General features: G+C 66.4%; 15 protein-coding genes and 1 pseudogene. 5 read left to right on the top strand and 11 right to left on the bottom strand.

The window, feature by feature from the left end:
- Positions 1-49 precede the first annotated feature (49 nt).
- Together dgoD and C6V82_RS10340 are read right to left on the bottom strand one after the other, a co-directional pair.
- Entirely contained in the window at positions 50-1,198 is a 1,149-nt protein-coding gene (dgoD, locus tag C6V82_RS10345; RefSeq protein WP_102588275.1) for a galactonate dehydratase, read from the bottom strand.
- A complete protein-coding gene (locus C6V82_RS10340) occupies positions 1,195-1,992 on the bottom strand; it encodes a FadR/GntR family transcriptional regulator (protein WP_102588276.1) in 798 nt (265 codons plus the stop codon). The genes dgoD and C6V82_RS10340 overlap by 4 nt, the downstream gene beginning before the upstream one ends.
- A gap of 163 nt (positions 1,993-2,155) precedes the next feature.
- Here C6V82_RS10340 and C6V82_RS10335 point away from each other — a divergent pair, with 163 nt between their 5' ends.
- Positions 2,156-3,676 (top strand): glycoside hydrolase family 32 protein, encoded by a 1,521-nt coding sequence (locus tag C6V82_RS10335; RefSeq protein WP_102588277.1) that lies wholly within the window; start codon positions 2,156-2,158, stop codon positions 3,674-3,676.
- A 69-nt stretch (positions 3,677-3,745) separates the two neighbouring features.
- On the opposite strand, the gene C6V82_RS10330 is transcribed toward C6V82_RS10335, so the two are convergent.
- From C6V82_RS10330 to ptsP, 3 genes are read right to left on the bottom strand one after another with little or no spacing between them, the layout of a single operon-like run.
- Positions 3,746-5,497 (bottom strand): PTS fructose-like transporter subunit IIB, encoded by a 1,752-nt coding sequence (locus C6V82_RS10330; protein WP_102588278.1) that lies wholly within the window; start codon positions 5,495-5,497, stop codon positions 3,746-3,748.
- The gene (gene pfkB, locus C6V82_RS10325) at positions 5,494-6,468 is read right to left on the bottom strand and encodes a 1-phosphofructokinase (protein WP_102588279.1); all 975 of its coding nucleotides are present in this window, start codon (positions 6,466-6,468) and stop codon (positions 5,494-5,496) included. Before pfkB ends, C6V82_RS10330 begins: the two co-directional genes overlap by 4 nt.
- On the bottom strand, positions 6,468-9,350 hold the full coding sequence (gene ptsP / locus C6V82_RS10320; protein ID WP_102588280.1) for a phosphoenolpyruvate--protein phosphotransferase: 2,883 nt from the start codon (positions 9,348-9,350) through the stop codon (positions 6,468-6,470). The genes pfkB and ptsP overlap by 1 nt, the downstream gene beginning before the upstream one ends.
- 202 nt (positions 9,351-9,552) lie before the next feature.
- Between ptsP and cra the strand changes: the two genes are divergently transcribed.
- A complete protein-coding gene (gene cra / locus C6V82_RS10315; protein ID WP_102588281.1) occupies positions 9,553-10,551 on the top strand; it encodes a catabolite repressor/activator in 999 nt (332 codons plus the stop codon).
- Positions 10,552-10,570: 19 nt separating this feature from the next.
- On the opposite strand, the gene C6V82_RS10310 is transcribed toward cra, so the two are convergent.
- Positions 10,571-10,888 carry an ABC transporter permease family protein gene (locus tag C6V82_RS10310; RefSeq protein ID WP_219908166.1) on the bottom strand — a complete coding sequence of 106 codons (318 nt, stop codon included), beginning with the start codon at positions 10,886-10,888 and terminating at the stop codon, positions 10,571-10,573.
- 259 nt (positions 10,889-11,147) lie between these two features.
- Between C6V82_RS10310 and C6V82_RS18290 the strand changes: the two are divergent.
- A pseudogene (locus C6V82_RS18290) lies at positions 11,148-11,312 on the top strand (ATP-binding cassette domain-containing protein); the annotation flags it as partial.
- 41 nt (positions 11,313-11,353) lie between these two features.
- Positions 11,354-12,865, top strand: a complete 1,512-nt coding sequence (gene xylB / locus C6V82_RS10300) for a xylulokinase (RefSeq protein ID WP_102588282.1) — start codon at positions 11,354-11,356, stop codon at positions 12,863-12,865.
- A 48-nt stretch (positions 12,866-12,913) separates the two neighbouring features.
- Here the strand turns inward: xylB and C6V82_RS10295 are convergent, their stop codons facing one another.
- The 5 genes from C6V82_RS10295 to edd all read right to left on the bottom strand — a co-directional run bounded on the left by C6V82_RS10295 (position 12,914) and on the right by edd (position 19,023).
- Complete coding sequence (locus C6V82_RS10295) at positions 12,914-13,903, bottom strand: carbohydrate kinase family protein (protein ID WP_102588283.1); 990 nt, start codon at positions 13,901-13,903, stop codon at positions 12,914-12,916.
- Between the two features lie 87 nt (positions 13,904-13,990).
- Complete coding sequence (locus tag C6V82_RS10290; protein WP_102588284.1) at positions 13,991-14,863, bottom strand: aldo/keto reductase; 873 nt, start codon at positions 14,861-14,863, stop codon at positions 13,991-13,993.
- Positions 14,860-15,933 carry a D-hexose-6-phosphate mutarotase gene (locus tag C6V82_RS10285; protein ID WP_180978282.1) on the bottom strand — a complete coding sequence of 358 codons (1,074 nt, stop codon included), beginning with the start codon at positions 15,931-15,933 and terminating at the stop codon, positions 14,860-14,862. The genes C6V82_RS10290 and C6V82_RS10285 overlap by 4 nt, the downstream gene beginning before the upstream one ends.
- A 36-nt stretch (positions 15,934-15,969) precedes the next feature.
- A complete protein-coding gene (gene glk, locus C6V82_RS10275) occupies positions 15,970-16,935 on the bottom strand; it encodes a glucokinase (RefSeq protein WP_102588285.1) in 966 nt (321 codons plus the stop codon).
- A gap of 201 nt (positions 16,936-17,136) precedes the next feature.
- A complete protein-coding gene (edd, locus tag C6V82_RS10270; RefSeq protein WP_102588286.1) occupies positions 17,137-19,023 on the bottom strand; it encodes a phosphogluconate dehydratase in 1,887 nt (628 codons plus the stop codon).
- A 393-nt stretch (positions 19,024-19,416) separates the two neighbouring features.
- Here edd and C6V82_RS10265 point away from each other — a divergent pair, with 393 nt between their 5' ends.
- Positions 19,417-20,550: a GNAT family N-acetyltransferase gene (locus C6V82_RS10265; protein WP_102588287.1), complete on the top strand. Its 1,134-nt coding sequence runs from the start codon at positions 19,417-19,419 to the stop codon at positions 20,548-20,550.
- Positions 20,551-20,595 lie beyond the last annotated feature (45 nt).

The raw sequence follows: 20,595 nt of genomic DNA, 5'->3' as shown, positions 1-20,595 counted from the left end.
CGCTCTCTCATCCTCGACTACCTTCCCTCGACTACCTTCCCTCGACCCCTTACCACTCGGCGATGGAACCGTCCTCATGCGTCCACACCGGGTTGCGCCAGCGGTGGCCAACCTTGGCGCGCTCCTCGACGAACGCCTCGTCGATTTCGACACCCAGCCCCGGCCCGTCGGGAATCGCGCAGAAGCCGTCCTCGATCGCCAGCACCGATTTGTCGACCAGGTAGTCGAGCACGTCATTGTCCTTGTTGTAGTGGATGCCCATGCTCTGTTCCTGAATGAAGGCGTTGTGACTGACCGCATCCACATGCAGCGAGGTGGCAAGCGTCAGTGGGCCGAGCGGGCAGTGCGGCGCCAGTGCCACATCGTGGGCCGAGGCCATGGCGGCGATCTTGATGCCTTCGCTGATGCCGCCGCAGTGGGAGAGGTCGGGCTGAATGATGTCGATCATGCCGTCGGCCAGCAGATCCCGGAACTGAAAGCGGGTGTGCAGCCGTTCACCGGTGGCCAGCGGGTAGCCGAGGCCGCCGGCGATCTGCTTGAGGCAGGGCAGGTGCTCGGGGGCGACCGGCTCTTCGACGAACATCGGATGAAAGGGTTCGAGTTCTCGCAGCAATGCCTTGGCCATGGGGCGATGCACGCGGCCATGGAAATCGATGCCGATGCCCACATCGGTCCCCACCGCTTCGCGGGCCTCGGCCACACGGGCGACGGCCTCGTCGACCTTGCGATGGGAATCGACGATCTGCATTTCCGGTGTGCCGTTCATCTTGAAGGCAGTGAAGCCCTTTTCGACCAGTGCACGGGCGCCGACGCCCACATCGCTGGGGCGGTCGCCACCGGTCCAGGCGTACATGCGCATGCGGTCGCGCACCTTGCCACCCAGCAATTGGTAGACGGGCACGCCGAGATCGCGCCCCTTGAGGTCCCACAGGGCCTGGTCGATGCCGGCGATGGCGCTCATCAGGATCGGCCCGCCGCGGTAGAACCCTGCGCGGTACATCATGTTCCACAGGTGTTCGATGCGGTGCGGGTCCTGGCCGACCAGGTAATCGGCCAGTTCGTGCACCGCGGCTTCCACCGTGGCGGCGCGTCCCTCGATGACCGGCTCGCCCCAGCCGTAGCAGCCCGCGTCGGTCTCGATCTTGAGGAACAACCAGCGTGGCGGCACCTGCCAGGTCTTGAGTCGGGTGATCTTCATGAGAATTCCTCGAGGTCAGTGTGGGCGTTGGCCGCCGGGACGGCGCCGGATGAGGCAGGGGGATCGTCGACGATCCCCAGGTCGATGGCGGTACGCTTGAGCACCTCGCGGGCGGCGTGCTCGGCGGCGCTCGGGTCGCGGCGGCGGATGGTCTCCAGCACCTCGTTGTGCCGGGCCAGGCTGTCGTCCAGCCCCTCGTGCTCATGGTGGACGTGAGCTTGGGAGGAGTGGATCAGTGCGATGATGGAGGGGCGCAGCAGGTGGCCCATCTGGCGCCATACCAGGTTGTGGCTGCCCTGGTAGATGGCGTCGTGGAAGGCGACATCGTATTCCGCATGCAGGCCGCGCTCCTCGGGATTCATGGCGGTGCGGGTCATGCCCTGGAAGGCGGTCTCCAGACGCTGGATGTCGTCGGCGTTGGCGGCCTCGGCGGCAAGCCGCGCCACCACCGGTTCCGCAGAGTAGCGAAAGGCGAAGATCGCGCGCACGAGCTTCGGGTCCAGGCTGTCGATACCGGTCATCCAATCGCTTATCAGCGGGTCGAGCAGGTGCCACTCGCCGATCTCGCGCACTCGGGTGCCCCGCCCGGCGGTGCGCTCGATCAGGCCGGTGGCGGTGAGGCTCGCCAAGGCATTGCGCACCTTATTGCGGCTGACATCGAAGTGCGCGCATACATCCAGTTCGCGAGGAAAGGCCTCGCCCGGCTGCCAGTGCCCGGCGAGCAGCGCGCGGGCCAGCAACCGCGCCAGATCATCGGCCCCGCCTTGGTGCTGGGGCAGGCCGGCCAGGCTCATGGGCGGTCTCCCGTCATGTTTGGTAATTGTCAGAGAGCTTAGCCTATTAAATGTCAGACATTTTGGCAAGCCAGATGCCTTGTCGGCGTTGTGGCGATTCGGCATATCCGTGATAATGAACTTAATCGATTAAGTGTTCCGAAAAACCTGGATAGTGCTACCCATGACAACCCTGACCCAGTGTCCCGATGCGCCCACTCATGACACCTGTTCGCCACCCGCCCGGCCGGCCCTGCACTTCACCCCGCCAGGTGGCTGGATGAACGACCCCAACGGCCTGGTGTTCTTCGACGACGAATACCACCTCTTCTATCAGTACTATCCCCACGATCGGGTGTGGGGGCCCATGCACTGGGGGCATGCGGTAAGCCGTGATCTCGTCACCTGGGAGACCTTGCCGACGGCGCTGTCGCCCGATGAGGCAGGCATGTGCTTTTCGGGCAGTGCCATCGTCGATGAACATGACGAGAGCGGGCTGTTCGCTGGTGAGCGCGGGCTTGCAGCCTTTTATACGGTGCATCGACCGCTATCCGATGACCCGCAGGATTATCGGCAGGCCCAGTGCCTGGCAGTTAGTGATGATCGCGGCCGCAGTTGGCGCCGATACACTGGCAATCCGTTGATCGAAAGCCCGGGCATCAAGGATTTTCGCGATCCCAAGGTGTTCTGGCATGCGCCCAGCCGGCGCTGGGTGATGGCACTCGCCTGCGGCCAGGTCATCCACTTCTACGTGTCCGAAAATCTGCTCGACTGGCGGCTGGTCAGCGAATTCGGAGAGGGGCAGGGTGCGCACACCGGGCACCCATGGGAGTGCCCCGACCTGTTCGAACTGCCGGTCGAGGGTGCCGGCTCGGGCGAGCCCGACTCACGCTGGGTGCTGGTGGTGGGCATCGGCGCCAGTGACGACAACGCCTTCGGCTCCTTTACGCAGTATTTCATCGGCCACTTCGATGGGGTGCGATTCCACAACGAGAACCCCGCCGACAGACTGCTGATGATGGACGAAGGGCGCGATTTCTATGCCGTGCAGAGCTGGTCGGGAATTCCCGAGCGGGATGGCCGCCGCCTGGTCATCGCCTGGATGAGCAACTGGCAGTATGCCAACCAGACGCCTGAGTCAGGCTGGCGTGGCGCCATGAGCTTTCCGCGAGAACTGTCGCTGATCGCGACAGCCGAGGGGGTTCGGCTTCGCCAGCGATTCGCCGGAGAGCTCACGCGGCTACCGTGGCGCCACTGCAGTGGAATCGAACCACTGGTGCTGACGGCTGGGCGCCATGTGCTGGCCAACCCTGCCAGTGGCCAGGTGCAGGGTCGGTTGACGCTGGCCATGGCGCCGCAAGGCCGGGTGGAAATCGATATCCAGCAGGGTGGCCACCAACGCCTGGTGGTGACTCGCCAGGCCGATGGGCTGCGGCTGTCGCATTGGCGGCGTGGCGAGAATGGCCAGGTAGCGTTCGACTCCCATTACCCGCATGCGCATGATGTGGGTCACCTGCCGGGGACTCGGGTCACCCTCGAATGGCTACTCGACGAGGGCTCGCTGGAGCTGTTGATCGACGATGGACGAATCTCGCTGACTCACCTGAGCTTCGCCGAACCCGCTCGCCTGCCGCTGGCTATCGAGGTGCTGGCCGGTACCTGCCGAGTCGAGGCACTGGCGTTATGTTCCCTGGAGGACCATTAAGCACGCAACGAGGGCGTGACCACTGGCCACGCCCTCGTTGAGGTATTGCGATGCTGTGCTGGTTTGCGATCAGCCGTTGGCGGTGACCGCCACCGGGGCGGCGTCGCGCTTGATGGCCGCATAGCCGAGACCGGTCACCAGCGAGCCGATCACGATGGCGGCGATGTAGAGCAGTACCGGCGTGATGGCGTTGGGAATCATCAGTACGAAGATCCCGCCGTGCGGCGCCATCAGCTTGGCACCCACCAGCATGGAGATGGCCCCGGTCACCGCGCCGCCGGCGATGCAGGCGGGGATCACCCGCAGCGGGTCCTTGGCGGCGAAGGGAATGGCGCCTTCGCTGATGAAGCACAAGCCCAGCACGAACGAGGCCTTGCCGGCTTCCCGCTCCGGCTCGGAGAACTTCTGGCGGGCCACGAAGCTGGCGATGCCCATGCCGATGGCCGGCACCATGCCGGCGGCCATGATCGCCGCCATGGGGCCGTAGGTCTCGGAGGCCAGCAGGCCGACCCCGAAGGTATAGGCGGCCTTGTTGACTGGCCCGCCGAGGTCGAAGCACATCATGGTGCCAAGCAGGATGCCGAGCAGCACGGCATTGGTGGAACCCATGTTCTCGAGAAAGGCGGTCAGTGCGGCCAGAATGCCGGCCACCGGCTCGCCGATCACGTAGATCATGGTAAGGCCAGTGACCAGGCTTGCCACCAGCGGGATGATCAGGATCGGCTTGAGCGACTCGACGCTCGACGGCAGCTTGACGTGGCGTGCCACGGCCAGCGCCACGTAGCCGGCCAGGAAGCCGGCCAGGATGCCGCCGATGAAGCCAGCGCCGATCTCTGCTGCCAGCATGCCGCCGATCATGCCCGGGGCGATGCCGGGGCGGTCAGCGATGGAGTAGGCGATGTAGCCGGCCAGTACCGGAATCATCAGCGCGAAGGCGGTGCCGCCGCCGATCTGCATCAGCGCGGCGGGCAGGGTGCCCTCTTCCTGGAAGGCTTCGATGCCGAACACGAAGGAGAGCGCGATCAGAAGGCCACCGGCGACCACCATCGGCAGCATGAAGGAGACGCCCGTCAGCAGGTGCTTGTAGACACCCTTCTCCTTGATGCTCTTGCTGGCTTCGCCACCGCCACTTCCCTGGGCGCTACCACTTTGCACCTCGGCGTCGCGCAGCGCCGCCTCGATGGTCTGGCGCGATTTCTTCAGCGCGTTGCCGGTGGAGGTGTGATACACGCGCTTGCCGGCGAAGCGGGTCGGGTCGACCTCGATATCGCAGGCCAGAATCACCACGTCGGCCTCGGCGATCTCCTCGTCGGTCAACTGATCCTGGGCGCCCACCGAGCCTTGGGTCTCGACGCGGATGTGGTGCCCCAGCGACTTGCCGGCCTCGGCGAGGGCTTCGGCCGCCATGAAGGTGTGGGCCACACCGGTGGGGCAGGCGGTAACGGCAACGATGCTTGATGCGCCTGTTGCTGTACCGGCCGGAGCGCTGACAGGCGCTTCAGCGGGCGGTGTGAAGGGGCTTGCCTCGCGTTCGGCACGCGCCAGGAAAGCCGCGGGGTTGGGCAGTGCCTGATCGATGGGGGCCTGGAACAGCCGCTTGTCGGCGAAGCGCTCGGCAGCCGGCACGCGATCGGCGGCAACGATCACCAGCTCGGCCGCCTGAATGGCCTCGGCACTGACCGGTGCGTGGGGTTCGAGTTCGCCGTGCATTTCCACCTGAGGTGTCCAGCCGAGCTTGCGGGCGGCCTGCTCCAGGCGGCGGGCGGCCAGGAAAGTAGTGGCCATGCCGCTGGGGCAGGCGGTGACGATGATCACATTCATGCGATGGCTCCCCCCGCGTCGACGTCGTTCAGGCGGCGCACGCGGGTCTGTTGTTGGAGGTGGGGAAAATCAGCGGCGCGGGGGTTGCCCACGCCAACATGACGGATGGATTCGGCGGACAGCGCCGTGGCCAGCCGCAAGGTCTGTTCCGGAGTGTGGCCTTCGATCACGCCGTGCAGCATGGCGGCGACCAGGGTGTCGCCGGCGCCCACGGTGCTGGCCACGCTCAGGCGTGGCGGCATGGCCTGCCAGGCCCCGCGACGGCTGACCCACAGCACGCCTTCGGGGCCGGCCGAGATCAGCGCCTCCTCGACACCTTCGGCGTAGAGGCGCAGCGCCGCCTTGAGGCGTGCCTCCGCGCTGTCCAGCGCAAAGCCCGCCCAGTCGGCCAGTTCGTGCTCGTTGGGTTTTACCGCCGTGGGCGAGGCGGCGATCGCTGCCGCCAGTGCCTCGCCGCTGGTGTCGACCCACACCGGCAGGCCCGCGCCGCGCAGTTGACCGATCAGCGCCGCCAGATCCTGTGGGGAGACGCCCGGGGGCAGGCTGCCGGCGATCACTACCGCATCCGGGCGGCGCTCGGCGTTGTCGGCGCGCGCGGCGAGCCAGTCGAGCAGGCGTTGCCAGGCGGCGGCGTCGATGGCGGCACCGGGCCCGTTGATGTCGGTGACACGGCCGTCGGCCTCGGCGAGCTTGGCGTTGATACGTGTCTCGCCGGGAACCCGCAGGAAGGCGTCTTCCACGCCCAGTGACTCGAAGGCGCGGAGGAAGGGGCCGTCATTGTCGGCACCGAGAAAGCCGCTGACCGCCACGTCGTGCCCCAGGGCGACCAGCACCCTGGCGACATTGACGCCTTTGCCGGCGGCTTCGAGGTGGGTCTCGCGGGTGCGGTTGACTTCGCCCGGCACCAGGCGCTCGAGGCTGACCGAGAGATCCAGGGCGGGATTCAGCGAGAGTGTCAGTAACCTGGCCATCAGCGGGCCTCCAGGGCGTCGCGAACCGCCTCGGCGGTCGGTTGGGAGAGCGCCAGGCGTGCCTGTTCGCGCGCCTCGGGTAGATCGAACTCGCGCATCCGCGCCTTGACCAGCGGCACCTGACGGGCACTCACCGACAGTTCGTCGACGCCCAGCCCCACCAGCACCGGCACGGCGGCGGCATCGGATGCCAGCTCCCCACAGACACCGACCCATTTGCCCTGGGCGTGGGCGGCGCTGACGGTCATCTCGATCAGCTTGAGTACAGCCGGGTGCAGGCCGTCGGATTGCGCCGCGAGCTCGGGGTGGCCACGGTCGATGGCCAGGGTGTACTGGGTCAGGTCGTTGGTGCCCACCGAGAAGAAGTCCACCTCGGCGGCCAGGCTCGGTGCCAGCAGCGCGGCGGAGGGAATCTCGATCATCACGCCCATCTGCACGTCGATGGAGCGCTGGGCCTCGGGAATCTCGTCGAGCAGGCGGTCGAGGATCGCCCGCGCCGCGCGGAACTCGGCGATGTCCTTGACCATCGGCAGCATGATGCGAAGCGGACGGGGCTGGCCGTCGCTTGCCGCTCCGGCCATCAGCAGCGCGCGCAGCTGGGTCTCCAGTACCTCGGGGCGGGTCAGCGCCAGGCGGATGCCGCGCAACCCGAGGAACGGGTTGTCCTCCTTGGGTACCGGCCAGTAGGGCAGCGGCTTGTCGCCGCCCACGTCCAGGGTACGGGCGACCAGCGGTCGACCCGCCAGGGCGTCCATGGCCTCGCGGTACTCCTCGATCTGGGTATCGAGGTCCGGTGCCTCGGCATGGGCCATGAACACGAACTCGGTGCGCAACAGGCCGACACCCTCGGCGCCGCGATCCACGGCGTCCTGGGCGTGGGCGGTGTTGCCGAGGTTGGCGGCGACCTCGACGCGGTGGCCATCGCGGGTGCGCGCCGGTTCATGGCGGGCTTCCCAGGCGTCGGCCTCGCGGCGGCGATGATCGGCCAGGCGCTGCTCGGCACTGGCCAGGCGCTCGGCGGATGGTGCAGGGGTGATGCGACCACGCTCGCCGTCGAGGATCAATGGCGTGCCGTTGTCGAGGGTCAGCACCCGTGGGCCGGCGCCCACCACGGCGGGAATGCCGAGTGCCCGGGCGAGAATCGCACTGTGCGCGGTGGCGCCACCACGCGCGGTGAGCAGGCCGCGCACGCGGGTGGTGTCCAGGCGGGCGACGTCGGAGGGGCCCACGTCGTCCATCACCAGGATGTAGGGGGCGTCCGGCGGGGTAGGCAGCTCGACCTGGCAGAGGATACCGAGCACGCGGCGACCCACGTCGCGCAGGTCGGCGGCGCGCTCGGCCAGCAGGCGGTCTGCGAGCATCTCCTGGGCGTGGGCGGCGGTCTCGATGGCATTCCACCAGGCGGCCTCGGCGGAGGCGCCTTCGCTGATGCCTTCGCGGGCGGCCTGATGCAGTTCGGGGTCGCCCAACATCTCCTCATGCATCGACAGGATCTGGGCGACTTCGCCGCCACGGGCTTCTTGCACCAGCGCTTCGAGCTGCTCTGTGCCCTCCTGGATCGCCTGGTCGAGCCGGCGCATCTGTTCGGTGGGGGCGGCGGCGCGCTCCGGATACTCGAAGCGTGGGGTGCGCATCACGAACACCGGCGCGATGGCAAGTCCCGGCGAGGCGGCAACCGCGGCGAAGGGCTCGTCGGTCGGCAGCGGCTCCACATGGGTGTCGGGTTCCGGGGTGTGGTGTTCGCGGCTCTCGTCGAACGGCAGCACCTTCTCGCCGAGCCCTTCGGTGACCGCCTTGCAGACGGCCTGCAAGGCACGGCTGGCAGTGTCGGAGTCGACCGACTGGTCATCGATCGAGAACAGCAGCGGTTGGCCGCGCCGTGCGCCCAGGCCGATCACCTTGGTCAGGCTGGTGGCGAGTACCGCCGCGCCGCCGCCTTCGGCGAGGCGTACGCGAATCGCTACGCCTTGGGCGCGAGCCACCTGCACCAGCTGCTTGGCCGGGCGGGCATGCAGACCATGGGCATTCAATACCCGCACGGAACGGGTGAGGGCGTCGGCCGACTCCCCGGATAGGCGAGCCAGCACGGTGGCGGCATCGGCGCCTGGCAGGTCGCCGGCAGTGTCGCTTTCCAGCAGCGCCAGCAGGCGCTCCAGCAGGCCGCGATGGGCATCGCCTTGGCCTGCCAGGCAGAACACGCCGTTGACGCTATCGGCAAGCGCCGCTTCCGGGGTGGCCAGGGCCAGCGCCGGTGTCTGCACGCCCCGGGCGCTGCCCACCAGCCACAGGTCTTGCCCCAGCGAGCGGGGTTCCTGGGAGGCCACATCGGCGACGAAGTCGTTGTCGACGCAACCGGCCTGGCGCAGCCGCGCGGCGGCGGCCAGGGCGAGTTCGTGGGTGTCGCGGGCGGGAAAGCCCAGGCACAGGGTATCGGCATCCAGGCGTGCCTCGACCACCGCCTTGGACAGCAGCCCTGCGATCTCGCTTTTCGAATCGGCCTCGGCAAGGCGCTCGGCGACCCCTTCGCGGTCCAGCACATGGGTGAGCTGGCGCAGGATGTCGAGGTGCTCATCGCTCTGCGCGGCGATGGTCACCAGCACATGCACGCGGTTGCCATCGTGCCACTCCACCCCGGCCGGGAACTGCAGCACGCGAACGCCGGTGGCGCGCACGTGCTGGCGGCTCTCCGGGGTGCCGTGGGGAATGGCGATGGCGTTGCCGAGGAAGGTGGACGACTGTGCCTCGCGGTCGTGCAGACCATCGCGATAGGCAGCATCGACGAGGCCAGCCTGATGCAATGCCTCGGCGGCGCTGTCCAGCGCGCCGCGCCAGTCACTGGCGGCGCAGCCAAGCAGGATGTCATCCTGGCGAAGTGTCAACATGAGAGTCTCCTGGATCGTCATGATCGTTATCGGTGACATGTCGAAGGACGAATGGATCCGGTTGGCTGAATCGTGTCACCTGCTGTGTTGTAAGGCTGGATCGATTCATCTAACTTGGCAAGTCAGATGTTCTACGACATTGGTAGGGTGCCAGGCCTGGGCACCTGACGTAGTATCGTCCCATTGCCACTCGAGGACGCCCATGACACTCGCCGAAATCGCCCGCCTGGCCGGGGTCTCCCGTACCACGGCCAGCTATGTCATCAACGGCAAGGCCGAAGAGAAACGCATCAGCCAGCTGACCGTCGAGCGGGTGATGGCGGTGGTCAAGGAGCATCGCTATCGCGTCGATGCCCAGGCGGCGTCGCTGCGACGTGGTACCAGTCGTACGCTGGGGCTGATCATTCCCGACCTCGAGAACGTCAGCTACGCCAGGCTCGCCAAGCGCCTGGAGCGTGGCGCGCGCGAGCAGGGCTACCAGTTGCTGATCGTCGGTTCGGACGACCGACCCGACAGCGAACGCGACCTGGCCCTGGCGCTGCGCGCCCAGCGCTGCGAGGTGCTGATCACCGCCAGCTGCCTGCCGGCGGATGACCCGTTCTACCGGGAACTGATGGACGATGGCTTGCCGGTGATCGCGGTGGACCGTGGCCTTGCGCCCGATCACTTTGCCAGTGTGGTGAGCAACGACAGGCAAGCCGCCGAACGCCTGACCCGCTCGGTGCTGGGCGAGGGAGTGAAGAGTGTCGCCTGGCTGGACGCGGTGCCGGGCCTTTCCATCACGGTAGAGCGTCGTGGCGGTTTCGAGCAGGCGTTGGCGGGGCATGATGTGCAGGTATTCAGTTGCTGCGCCGAACGCTATGACCGCGATGAGGGTGCGCGTCTGATGCGTGAACTGCTGGCCGGCGATGGGCTGCCTGATGCGCTGGTCACCGCGTCCTACACGCTATTGGATGGGGTGTTCGATGTGCTGCTGGAGCAGGGCGGCCTGCCTCAGACATTGCGCCTGGCGACATTCGGCGACAGCCGCCTGCTCGATTTCCTGCCGCTACCGGTCAACTCCGCGGTGCAGGACCACGACCGTATCTCCGCCGCCGCCCTGACGCGTGCCCTCGCCGCCGCTCGGGGCGAGTACCGGCCTGGCAACGAGGTGGTCGACCGCACCCTGCGCTGGCGGATGCCGGAGCGGGTGCGGGGGTAGTGTGCGTCACTGTCCAGGGTCACCCCTTGACGGCACCCGCGGTCATGCCGGTCACGATATAGCGGTTGGCCACCAGGGCGAAGATGATCACCGGGAGCATGATCAGGCTGGCATAGGCGGCGATCACCCCGTATTGCGCCCCCGCTTCGACACCCCCCATTAAGCGAGTGATGCCGACAGTGAGCGCTTGTGCGTAGCTTCCAGCCGGGAACAGCGCGAACAGGTACTCGTTCCAGGACATGATGAACACCAGGATCGCCAGAGCATTGAGCCCGGGCCTCACCACCGGCAGCGAAATACTCCAGAACAGTTTCCAGAGACCGCAGCCATCGACCACAATGTCAGCCCGGCATACTGGCCACCGAGCATGAGTTGGCTTTTCCGACGGTCATTCATTGGCTGGGCCTCCTGCCTCGACCGTGGTGTCCAAAGTGCTACGGTTACTCTATTAAAGCAGGGCTTATACTAAAGTATTGATTGATCGGCTCGTCATGAAGTCAGGTTTGGCACATCATGACAACCATTAGACCAAAGTTGGATAAGACAAGATGGCGAATATTACCCTCGACAATGTTCAGAAGCGCTTTGGTGACGAGAAGGTCGACAATGCCACTGGCATTCTCAACCTTGGGCCGCTCTTGCAGCGCTACCCTCGTGAACTATCCGTGGGGCAGCGTCAGCGTGTTGCCATGGGGCGAGCCTTTGTCCACGATCTGCAGGTCTTCCTGTTCGACGAACCCCTTTCGAACCTCGATGCCGAAAGCGGTGAACGAATCGCCTGGCATTCCGCGCCGAGGGCGGCATGAGACTGACACAAGTGGCTTACCTGGGATTGGATATCGGCACATCTGCGGTGAAAGGCGTACTGGTGGACGGCGAGCAGCAGTGTCTTGCCAGTGCGTCCCGCGCCTATGGCGTCGATCACCCGCGGCCAGGTTTTGCGGAGCAGTCGCCGGACGTGTGGTGGCAGGCGGTAGAAGAGGTGGTGGTCGATCTGCGTCGCCAATCCCCTGAAGGCGTTTCACGCGTCGCCGCAATTGGCCTTTCCGGCCAGATGCATGGACTCGTCCTGCAGGACGAGGCGGGCAGGATCGTCAGGCCCGCCATTCTGTGGAATGATCAGCGTGCCGACCGGGAATGCAGACGCCTCGAAGAGCGCCTGCCCGAGTTTGGGCAGTTGACTGGGGTTTCTCCCATGCCGGCCTTCTGGGCCGCCAAGTTGTTGTGGCTGGCGGCGCATGAACGCGATTCCCTGGCATCGGCCCGTCATCTTCTGTTGCCCAAGGACCATGTGCGCTGGCGGTTAAGCGGCGAGCATGTGACCGACATGTGCGACGCGGCCGGCACTCAACTGCTCGATCAAGCTCAGCGCGACTGGTCCGACGCGGTATTGGCCTGCTGTGGTATCACTCGGGATGTTCTTCCCAGGCTCGTCGAAGGAACACAGCACGCCGGCTGGTTGGATGAGCGACTCGCCAGCCGCTGGGGAATTCCGAGTGCGGTGAGGATCGCCGGCGGTGCCGGTGATGTCGCGGCTGGTGCATTGGGAATTGGCGCGATCCACGAAGGCAGCGCCTTCCTGACCCTGGGGACGTCAAGCCAGATGTTCGTGACCGCCGACGGATATCGCCCGGCACCCGAATCCGTGTTGCATGCTTTCGCGCACGCCCTGCCGGGGCGCTGGTTTCAGATGGCGGCGATGCTCAATGGCGCGAGTGCGTTGTCCTGGGTGGCCGAATTGCTGGGGCTCTCAATCGAGACGGCGCTGTCGAAAGCCGAACGTGCCGCACGGGACAGTGGTGAGGGAGAGCATTCGGAAGGACTCCTGTTCCTGCCCTACCTCAATGGAGAGCGTACCCCCCATGACGATCCCCACGCCCGTGGCGTGCTGTTTGGTTTGACCCCGGCCAGCCAGCCGGGTGATGTCGTGCTGGCGGTACTCGATGGTGTCGGTTACAGCTTGAGGGAAGCGCGCGACGTGATCGAAAGCGCGGGAACCCCGATCGAGCGGCTGGCGGTGATCGGTGGCGGATCACGCAGCGATTTCTGGCTGCGGCGCCTCGCCGACATCATCGACCGCCCGTTGGTGAGATACCGGGACAGCGAGCGGGGCCCCGCATTCGGCGCTGCCCGCCTGGCCAGAATGGCATCGACGGGTGAACCGGCGGAGCACGTCTGCACCCCGCCGGAGGTGGACACCGTTTTCGAGCCCAGGCCCGAGCGGTCGGCTCGCCATGCGGCGCAATTCGAGCGATTCAAGGCCCTCTATCGTGCTTTGCGGCCGGAATTCAAACGAGCGGGTTCATCGCTGTGACGATGGGGCCCAGAGGTTGATGCCGGCATGTTGCGCACTTCCTTGGCGTCAGCCTCTCAGCGCCTGCAAGTCGGCACGGGTGGGCAGCGAGACATAGGCGCCGGGCAGGGTGACCGCGTGGGCGCCACACCGGCAGGCGGTGTCCACGGCGCGGGCCAGGAAGTCGCGGTCGCGGTGCCAGTCGCCGTCGAGGCCCACCTGGGCGGTATGCTCGGCAAGCTCGGCCAGCAGCCCACCGATGAAGGCGTCGCCGCCGGCGGTGGTGTCAACCGCCTGCACGCTGGGCGGGGTGACACGCGTCTCGGTGCCCACGCCCAGCAGTCTCACGGCGCCGGGCCCGGAGGTGATGACAATGGCCTTGACGCCGGCCGCCAGTCGTTCGTTTAACCAAGAATCTTCCGGATGGTCGGCGCGCAGGTAGTCGAGTTCGTCCTGGGAGAGCTTGAGCAGTTCTGCGCCGTCCAGCAGTTGGGTCACCAGGCTGATATCGGCCGCGCCCCCTTCCCAGAGATTGTGGCGCAGGTTGGCATCCACGCTGACCAGGCAACCCGCGCGGCGCGCCATTTCGGCCATGGCGAGCGTCGTCTCGGCGATGGCCGGCTCGGTCAGGCTGTTGGTGCACAGGTGCAGGATCACCGGGTCGGCGAATACGCCGGCCGGCAGGTGCTCCTGGCGGTAGAGCAGGTCGGCGGCGGGTGGCCGGTAGAAGTCGAAGGTGCGCTCGCCGTCGGCATCCCGTGAGACGAAGGCCAGCGCGGTGCGCGCCTCGCGGGTGCGGACCATGCCGCTGATATCGACGCCGTGGGCGGCCAGTTCGCGGGCCAGGAAATCACCGAAATGATCGTTGCCCAGCATGCCGAGAAAGCGGCTCGGTACGCCCAGGCGTGCACAAGCCACGGCCACGTTGGCGGGGGCACCGCCGGCATAAGGGGTAAACACTTCGGGGGGCAAGGTCTCTGGCTGGTCGCCACGCTGGTCACCAAGATGGCTTGATAGCATGTCGACGAGTGCTTCGCCGAAGGCGATGATAGGCGTCATGGAGTGTCCTCGATAGCCATGCTGGCTGGTCGTTGTTGATGTCGATGCCGATCGTGCATCGCTGCCCCTGGCTACACGTGCGGCGTTTCAAGCCACTTCGTGACCCCTCGCCGCCTCGAGCAGCGCATACCAGGTCGCGCGTGGCAGTGCTGCGGTGGCGTCGTCCTTGAGCGTGGCGATGCGCTCGGCCCTGAGGCTGCCGATCACCGGCAGTGGGCGCCCGGGTAGCGCACGCAGCCAGGCAAGCGCCAGGCCCGCGGGGCTGATCCCCAGTGAGCGGGAGTGTTCCAGCAACAGCTCCCGGGCCGGTCCCGTCATCACCCTGCCACCTCCCAGCGGCGACCAGATCATGGGCGTCAGGCCATCGCCCACCAGTGCATCGAAGCTGCCATCGAACAGCGGCTCGCTGTGGGCAAGCGAGAGTTGCAATTGGTGGCTGCACAGGCGGTGGTGCATGTTGGCTTGCAGGCGTCGCCACTGCTCGGGGGCGAAGTTTGATATACCGACGCTTGCGATCTTGCCGGCGGCGATGGCGTCGTCCAGGGCGCGGCCGGTGGCTTCGGCGTCCATCAATGGGTCGGGGCGATGCAACAGGAAGACATCCAGCCGATCGACGGTGAGCCGCGCAAGCGAGGCATCGATGCTGGCGGTGAGGTAGTCAGGGGTACTGTCGTAATGCTTGATGCCCAGCGGCGAGGTATCCCGCTCGGGCGTCACGATGCTGGCCTTGCTGACTACCTTGAGCCTGCCGGCGAGCCCGGGGCGCCGTCGCAGTGCCTCTCCGAACAGTGCCTCGCCTTGCCGGTCGCCGTAGATATCGGCGTGATCGAAGCCGTCGAGGCCCTCGTCGAGGCGGGCTTCGATCCAGTCGGCCAGACGCATCGGGTCATGCAGCTCGGGCACTTCATGCAGGCGCATCATGCCAAGCAGGAACGACACCTCGAAGTGCGGCAGGCTCATGCGTCGTCTCCGCTGGCGGTGTCGAGGGAGATCGTGGTGCCAAGCAGGTGCTGGGCGCCAGGCACCAGCCACACCGGGTCGAGGCGGGTATTGGCGGCCTCCACGCAAAGATAATGGCGGCCGGCATCCGGCGGGGTGTCCGCGGGCAGGGCGTCGGCCGGATGCCAAACCACCGCCGAATCGCTGCCCTGGCGGGCGATGCGCAGGCGCCGGCGGCCATCATCGAGCACGACTTCGGCATTGCTGTGGTAGATGCGATCCAATGCGCCACGCACGCCAAGCTCGCCTTGCTGTTCACGCTCGGCGAAACCGGCCAGCTTGTCCAGGTAGCGGGCACCGGCGAGCCCCTCCACACGGCAGGCATGCACATCGCTGACCGCGAAATAGCTGTGCAGGGCGCCGGTGATCTTCACCGGCGTCTCGCCGGTATGCTCGGTGATCAGCTCCACGTGCAGGCGCCGGGCATTGGCCTGGATCACCGCGCGAGGCGCGAGCTGGGTATGCAGCCGCTCTTCTGGAGTGAGATGCAGTTCCACGCCTTCCTCGTGCTCGTCCACCGCATCCAAGCGCCACGGGGCCTTGCGCGCCGGGCCATGCAGCGGGCCTGAACGATCCGGCGTCTCATCGGCGGTATTCTCGTCTGCGAACCACGGCCAGCACAGCGGAATACCTCCGCGGATCGCCCCGGGCAGCGCCTGGGGCGTCGGCGTTACCCACAACCAGCCACCGGCCACCAGCGCTTCGTCGCCCTGGTCAGGGGGCGAGGTGCTGGTGCGTGTTCGCGCGTCGTCGGGCGCGGTTTCGGGCGCCGGTAAGGAGCCTTCAGCGCGCGCGTCTTCGGGCGCAAAAGGAGAGCCTTCAGCTGTCGCGTCTTCGGGCGACGGTAAGGAGCCTTCAGCTCGCGCGGGGGTGGGCGCGAAAGGTAGAAAGTGCAGCACCTGGGCGCCCTGCAGCGATACCGCAAGTTCGCCCCAGGCCTCGTTGGCAAGCCACACCTCGCGGCCTTCCCAGTGGGCGCGGCGCTGGCCGCGGGTCTCGTCAAGCAGTGCTCGCAGGCTAGCGGGAATCATGCCATCTCCTTTAGCGGTGGGACCCGAGGCGTCGGGTCACTCGACCTCTTCGTTGTGCAGGGCCTCGGCGGCGCCCAGCAGACCCACCCAGGGCGCGGTGACCACCTGCACGGGGATCGCCGCCGTGTAGGCACTCATCCGGCCCTTGGCGGCGAACGCCTCGCCAAAGCGGCTCTGCGGCAGCCAGTCGAGCAACCTTGGCAGAATGCCGCCACACAGGTAGACCCCGCCCCGTGCGCCGATGGTCAGGGCGGCATCGCCGCACACATCGCCGAGGATCTTGAGAAAACGCAGCAGGGTATCACGCGCCACTGGGTCGTGCTCTGCGGCCTGGGTGACCTCGGCGGGGGTCGCGTAGGCGGGATTGGCGCCCTTCAGCGAGCAGTGGGCCAGGTACAGGTCGAGCAGTCCCTGCCCGCACAGCAGGCGCTCCACCGAGACACGTCCATAACGGTTGCGGAAGTGGCGCAGCAGGTTCTGCTCACGCTCATCGGTGGCGGCGAAGGTCACGTGGCCGCCCTCGGTGGGCAGCGGGATCCAGGCGTGGCGGCCGGGAAACAGCCCGGCCACGCCGAGCCCGGTGCCCGGGCCGATCACCAGGCGCGCCGAGTGGGGAATCGCCTGCCCAGGCTGCACTTCCACCAGGTCCTGTTCGGCCACATGGGGCACGCCGAGCGCCTGGGCGGTGAAGTCGTTGATCACCTTGAACAGGGTCAGCCCGAGAGCCGCCTGAGCCTCGGCCCGCGAGAAGGTCCAGTGGTTGTTGGTCATCGTCACCTGATCACCGCGGATCGGGCAGGCGAAGGCCAGGCACGCCTCATGGGGGGCGGCATTACCCACCGCGCCGACCCGTGTCAGGTAGTCGTCAACCGCCTCTACCAGCCCCGGATACTCGGCGCAGGGCAGGCTCAGGATGTCATGGGGCTCGAAGGCACCCGGCGTCACCAGCGCGAAGCGTGCGTTGGTGCCACCGATGTCGCCGATCAGTGCGGGTCGAGTCATCGTCAATCTGTCTCTTCTGGCCGTCAGGGCTGTGGCGGATGGTGAATCGCTCGCAACTGCTCCGGTGACAGGCCTAAGAGGGGGCGCTGTGAACCCCTCCCTGGGCGCTACCGACGCCATCCCTGGCGTAGGATCCCCTCTACGACCTGTCCCCGGCACTCCTTGCTATGCGTGAAGCGATGTTCCTGTTTGGGTAGTGTCTCACGCATCCTCGTCGTGAATCTGGCCGGCCTGACGGGCCAGGTCGTCGGCTTCGAAGCCACCGAACACGCCCGCGCCTTCCTCGCCACGCATCGCCAGGTGGCGGAATCCGCCGAACAGCTCGCGGCCAAGGCCCACATGGTAGTGGTCCAGTTCGGCGACATGCTTCACGCGGTCGGCCCAGGTGTGGGCGTCAACTCTGGTCTCGAGCGTGCCGGCATTGGCGTCGAGGCGCACGATGTCGCCGTCCTTGAGCTTGGCCAGCGGGCCACCATCGAGGGCTTCGGGGCTCATGTGGATGGCCGCGGGTACCTTGCCCGAAGCGCCGGACATGCGCCCGTCGGTGACCAGCGCCACCTTGTAGCCACGGTCCTGCAGCACGCCGAGATAGGGCGTCAGCTTGTGAAGCTCGGGCATGCCGTTGGCCTTGGGCCCCTGGAAACGCACCACGACGATGACATCACGGTCCAGGTCGCCGGATTCGAAGGCTGCCTTCATCTCGTTCTGGTCCTCGAAGATCCTGACCGGTGCCTCGACCAGTCGATGCTCCTCGGCCACCGCCGAGACCTTGATCACGCCACGTCCCAGGTTGCCCTCGAGCACGGTGAGGCCGCCAGTGGGGGCGAACGGGTCGGCGACACCGCGCAGCACATCGGTATCCAGGCTCGCGCTCGCGCCCTCGCGCCACACCAGTTTGCCATCCTCCAGGAACGGCTCCTGGGTGTAGGCGGTCATGTCGGTGCCGAACACGGTGGGGATGTCGGCGTGGATCAGCCCGGCTCCGATCAGCTCGCGGAACAGGTAGGCCATGCCGCCGGCGGCCTGGAAGTGGTTGATGTCCGCCTGGCCGTTGGGATAGACCTGCATCAGGCTCGGCGTCACTGCGGAGAGGTCGGTGAAATCTTCCCAGGTCAGGGTGATGCCGGCCGCCGCGGCCATGGCGACGAGGTGCAGCGTATGGTTGGTGGATCCGCCGGACGCCAGCAGGCCGACCACGGCATTGACGATGGCGCGTTCGTCGATCTGCTTGTAGAACGGACGGTAGTCACCGCCGGCCTCGGTGTTGCGGATGGTCTGCTCGGTGGCATATCGGGTCAGCGCCTCGCGCATGCCGGTGCCGGGGTTGACGAAGGACGTGCCCGGTAGGTGCAGGCCCATCATCTCCATCATCAACTGGTTGGAGTTGGCGGTGCCGTAGAAGGTACAGGTACCGGGGCTGTGGTAGGACGCCGATTCGGCCTCGAGCAGGTCCTCGCGGCTCGCCTTGCCTTCGGCGAACAGCTGGCGGATGCGTGCCTTTTCCTTGTTCGGCAGGCCGCTGGGCATGGGGCCGGCGGGCACGAACATGGCAGGCAAGTGGCCAAAGCGCGCCGCGGCGATGAACAGCCCCGGAACGATCTTGTCGCACACGCCAAGATACAGGGCGGCGTCGAACATGTTGTGGGACAGGCCCACGGCGGTGGCCATGGCGATCACGTCGCGCGAGAACAGCGAGAGTTCCATGCCGGGCTGGCCCTGGGTCACCCCGTCGCACATGGCGGGTACGCCGCCGGCGAACTGGGCGGTGGAGCCCATGGCGCGAGCCGCTTCCTTGATGGTGGCAGGAAAGGTCTCGAGCGGCTGGTGTGCCGAGAGCATGTCGTTGTAGGACGAGATGATGCCCAGGTTGGCACTGTTCATCATCTTCAGGCGATTCTTGTCTTCGCTGCCGCAGGCGGCAAACCCATGGGCCAGGTTGCCGCAGGAAAGCTCGCCTCGATGAACGCCGCGCTGATGTTGATCGGCCATGCGGCTTTCATAGAGCGCTCGGCGCTCGGCGCTACGCTCACGGATGCGTTGCGTGACGTTGGCGACGGTGGCGTTCAGGGCGGGAGTTGGGCTAGCCATGGGGCACCTCGGCATCGAGAATTTAATAGTAAGTTTAACAAAAATTTTACCGACTCTGGCGCTATGCTACGCGCAATTTTGGTGATTTTGTAGTTTTATTACCTGGATGTTTGGTGGCATGGGCAGCGGTCAGGAGGGTGGTGAAGGTTGGGCATCGGTCATCGGCTGGTCCTGTCTCGCAGGGATGGCGGTTGGCGTGGGGTCTGGGCACAATGTAGGCGCTAAGCTGGCCGGTTGTCAGGTGGTAATCGGTTGCCGGTCAGTTCTGTTAGCCAGTTATGGGAACATGGTCTGGTAGCGGGGTCTGGTAGCGGGGTCTGGTAGCAGGTCTGGTAGTAGTGTCTGGTAGTAATTGTTGCTAGCAAGTTCCGGCGTTGACTTCGGGAGGGGCGGATGACCGACCTCGTGTTACGAGAACTGCCCGCCATCGAGGCGGTGGACGCCGCTGCCTGGAATGCCCTGGTGGGGGATGACCACCCGTTCATTCGTCATGAATTCCTGCATGCCCTCGAGGCGAGCGGTTCGGTCAGCGCCGCCACGGGCTGGGTGCCGCGACACCTGACCCTGTGGCAGGGCGCGGCACTGGTCGGCGTGTTGCCTCTCTATCACAAGCTCCACTCATTCGGTGAGTATGTGTTCGACTGGTCATGGGCCGATGCCTGGGAGCGGGCCGGTGGTCGCTATTATCCCAAGGGGCTCTCGGCGATACCCTATACACCGGCGCCAGGTCCGCGTCTGGCGCTGGCCCCCGGAGTCGATCCAATCGCGGCACGGGGCGTGTTGGCAAGCGCCTGGGAGTCTGCTGACCTGTCGAGCTGGCACCTGCTGTTCGCCGAGGAGGCCGAGGTCGATGAATGGCAAGCGGCTTGCCCTGAGTTGCTGGCGCGCCATGGTGTCCAGTTCCAGTGGCGAGATCGAGGCTTCGGCGACTTCGATGGCTTTCTGGCCGCGCTCTCCTCCAAGCGGCGCAAGGCGATTCGTCGCGAGAGGCGGCTGGTCGCCGAGCAGGGGCTGACCCTGCATCGCCTGGAGGGCGGTCAGATTGACGCCGCCGCACTCGAGCACTTCTTTCGCTGCTACGAAATCACCTATCAGGAACGTGGCCGACACGCCTACCTCAACCAGGCGTTCTTCCAGCGCCTGCGTGACACGCTACCCGAATCGCTGCTGCTGGTGCAGGCGAGGCTCGATGGCCAGCCAGTAGCGGCAGCGTTGTGCCTGCAGGGCAGCCGCACCCTCTATGGACGCTACTGGGGGAGCGAAGTGATGGCTGACTGCCTGCATTTCGAGGCCTGTTACTACCAGGGCATCGAACACTGCCTGGCGCGTGGGTTGACCACCTTCGACCCCGGCACCCAAGGTGAGCACAAGCTGGCCCGTGGCTTCGCGCCACGCCTGCTCACCTCGCTGCATTACATTGCCGATACGCGCCTGCGCGATGCCGTGGCGCGCTTCTGCGTCGAAGAGCGGTCGCATGTGCGCGCCTACTGTCGCGCTGCACAGCAGGCGTTACCTTTCAGGTCGTGAGCGTGGCGGCGGTTGGTGGCATAATGGCGGCCATTGAACCGTCGT

This window comes from Halomonas urumqiensis, assembly GCF_003028575.1.
GTDB classification, from domain to species: domain Bacteria; phylum Pseudomonadota; class Gammaproteobacteria; order Pseudomonadales; family Halomonadaceae; genus Halomonas; species Halomonas urumqiensis.
Note: the sequence above shows the minus strand (reverse complement) of the source record. Positions and strands in the feature narration are given on the sequence as shown.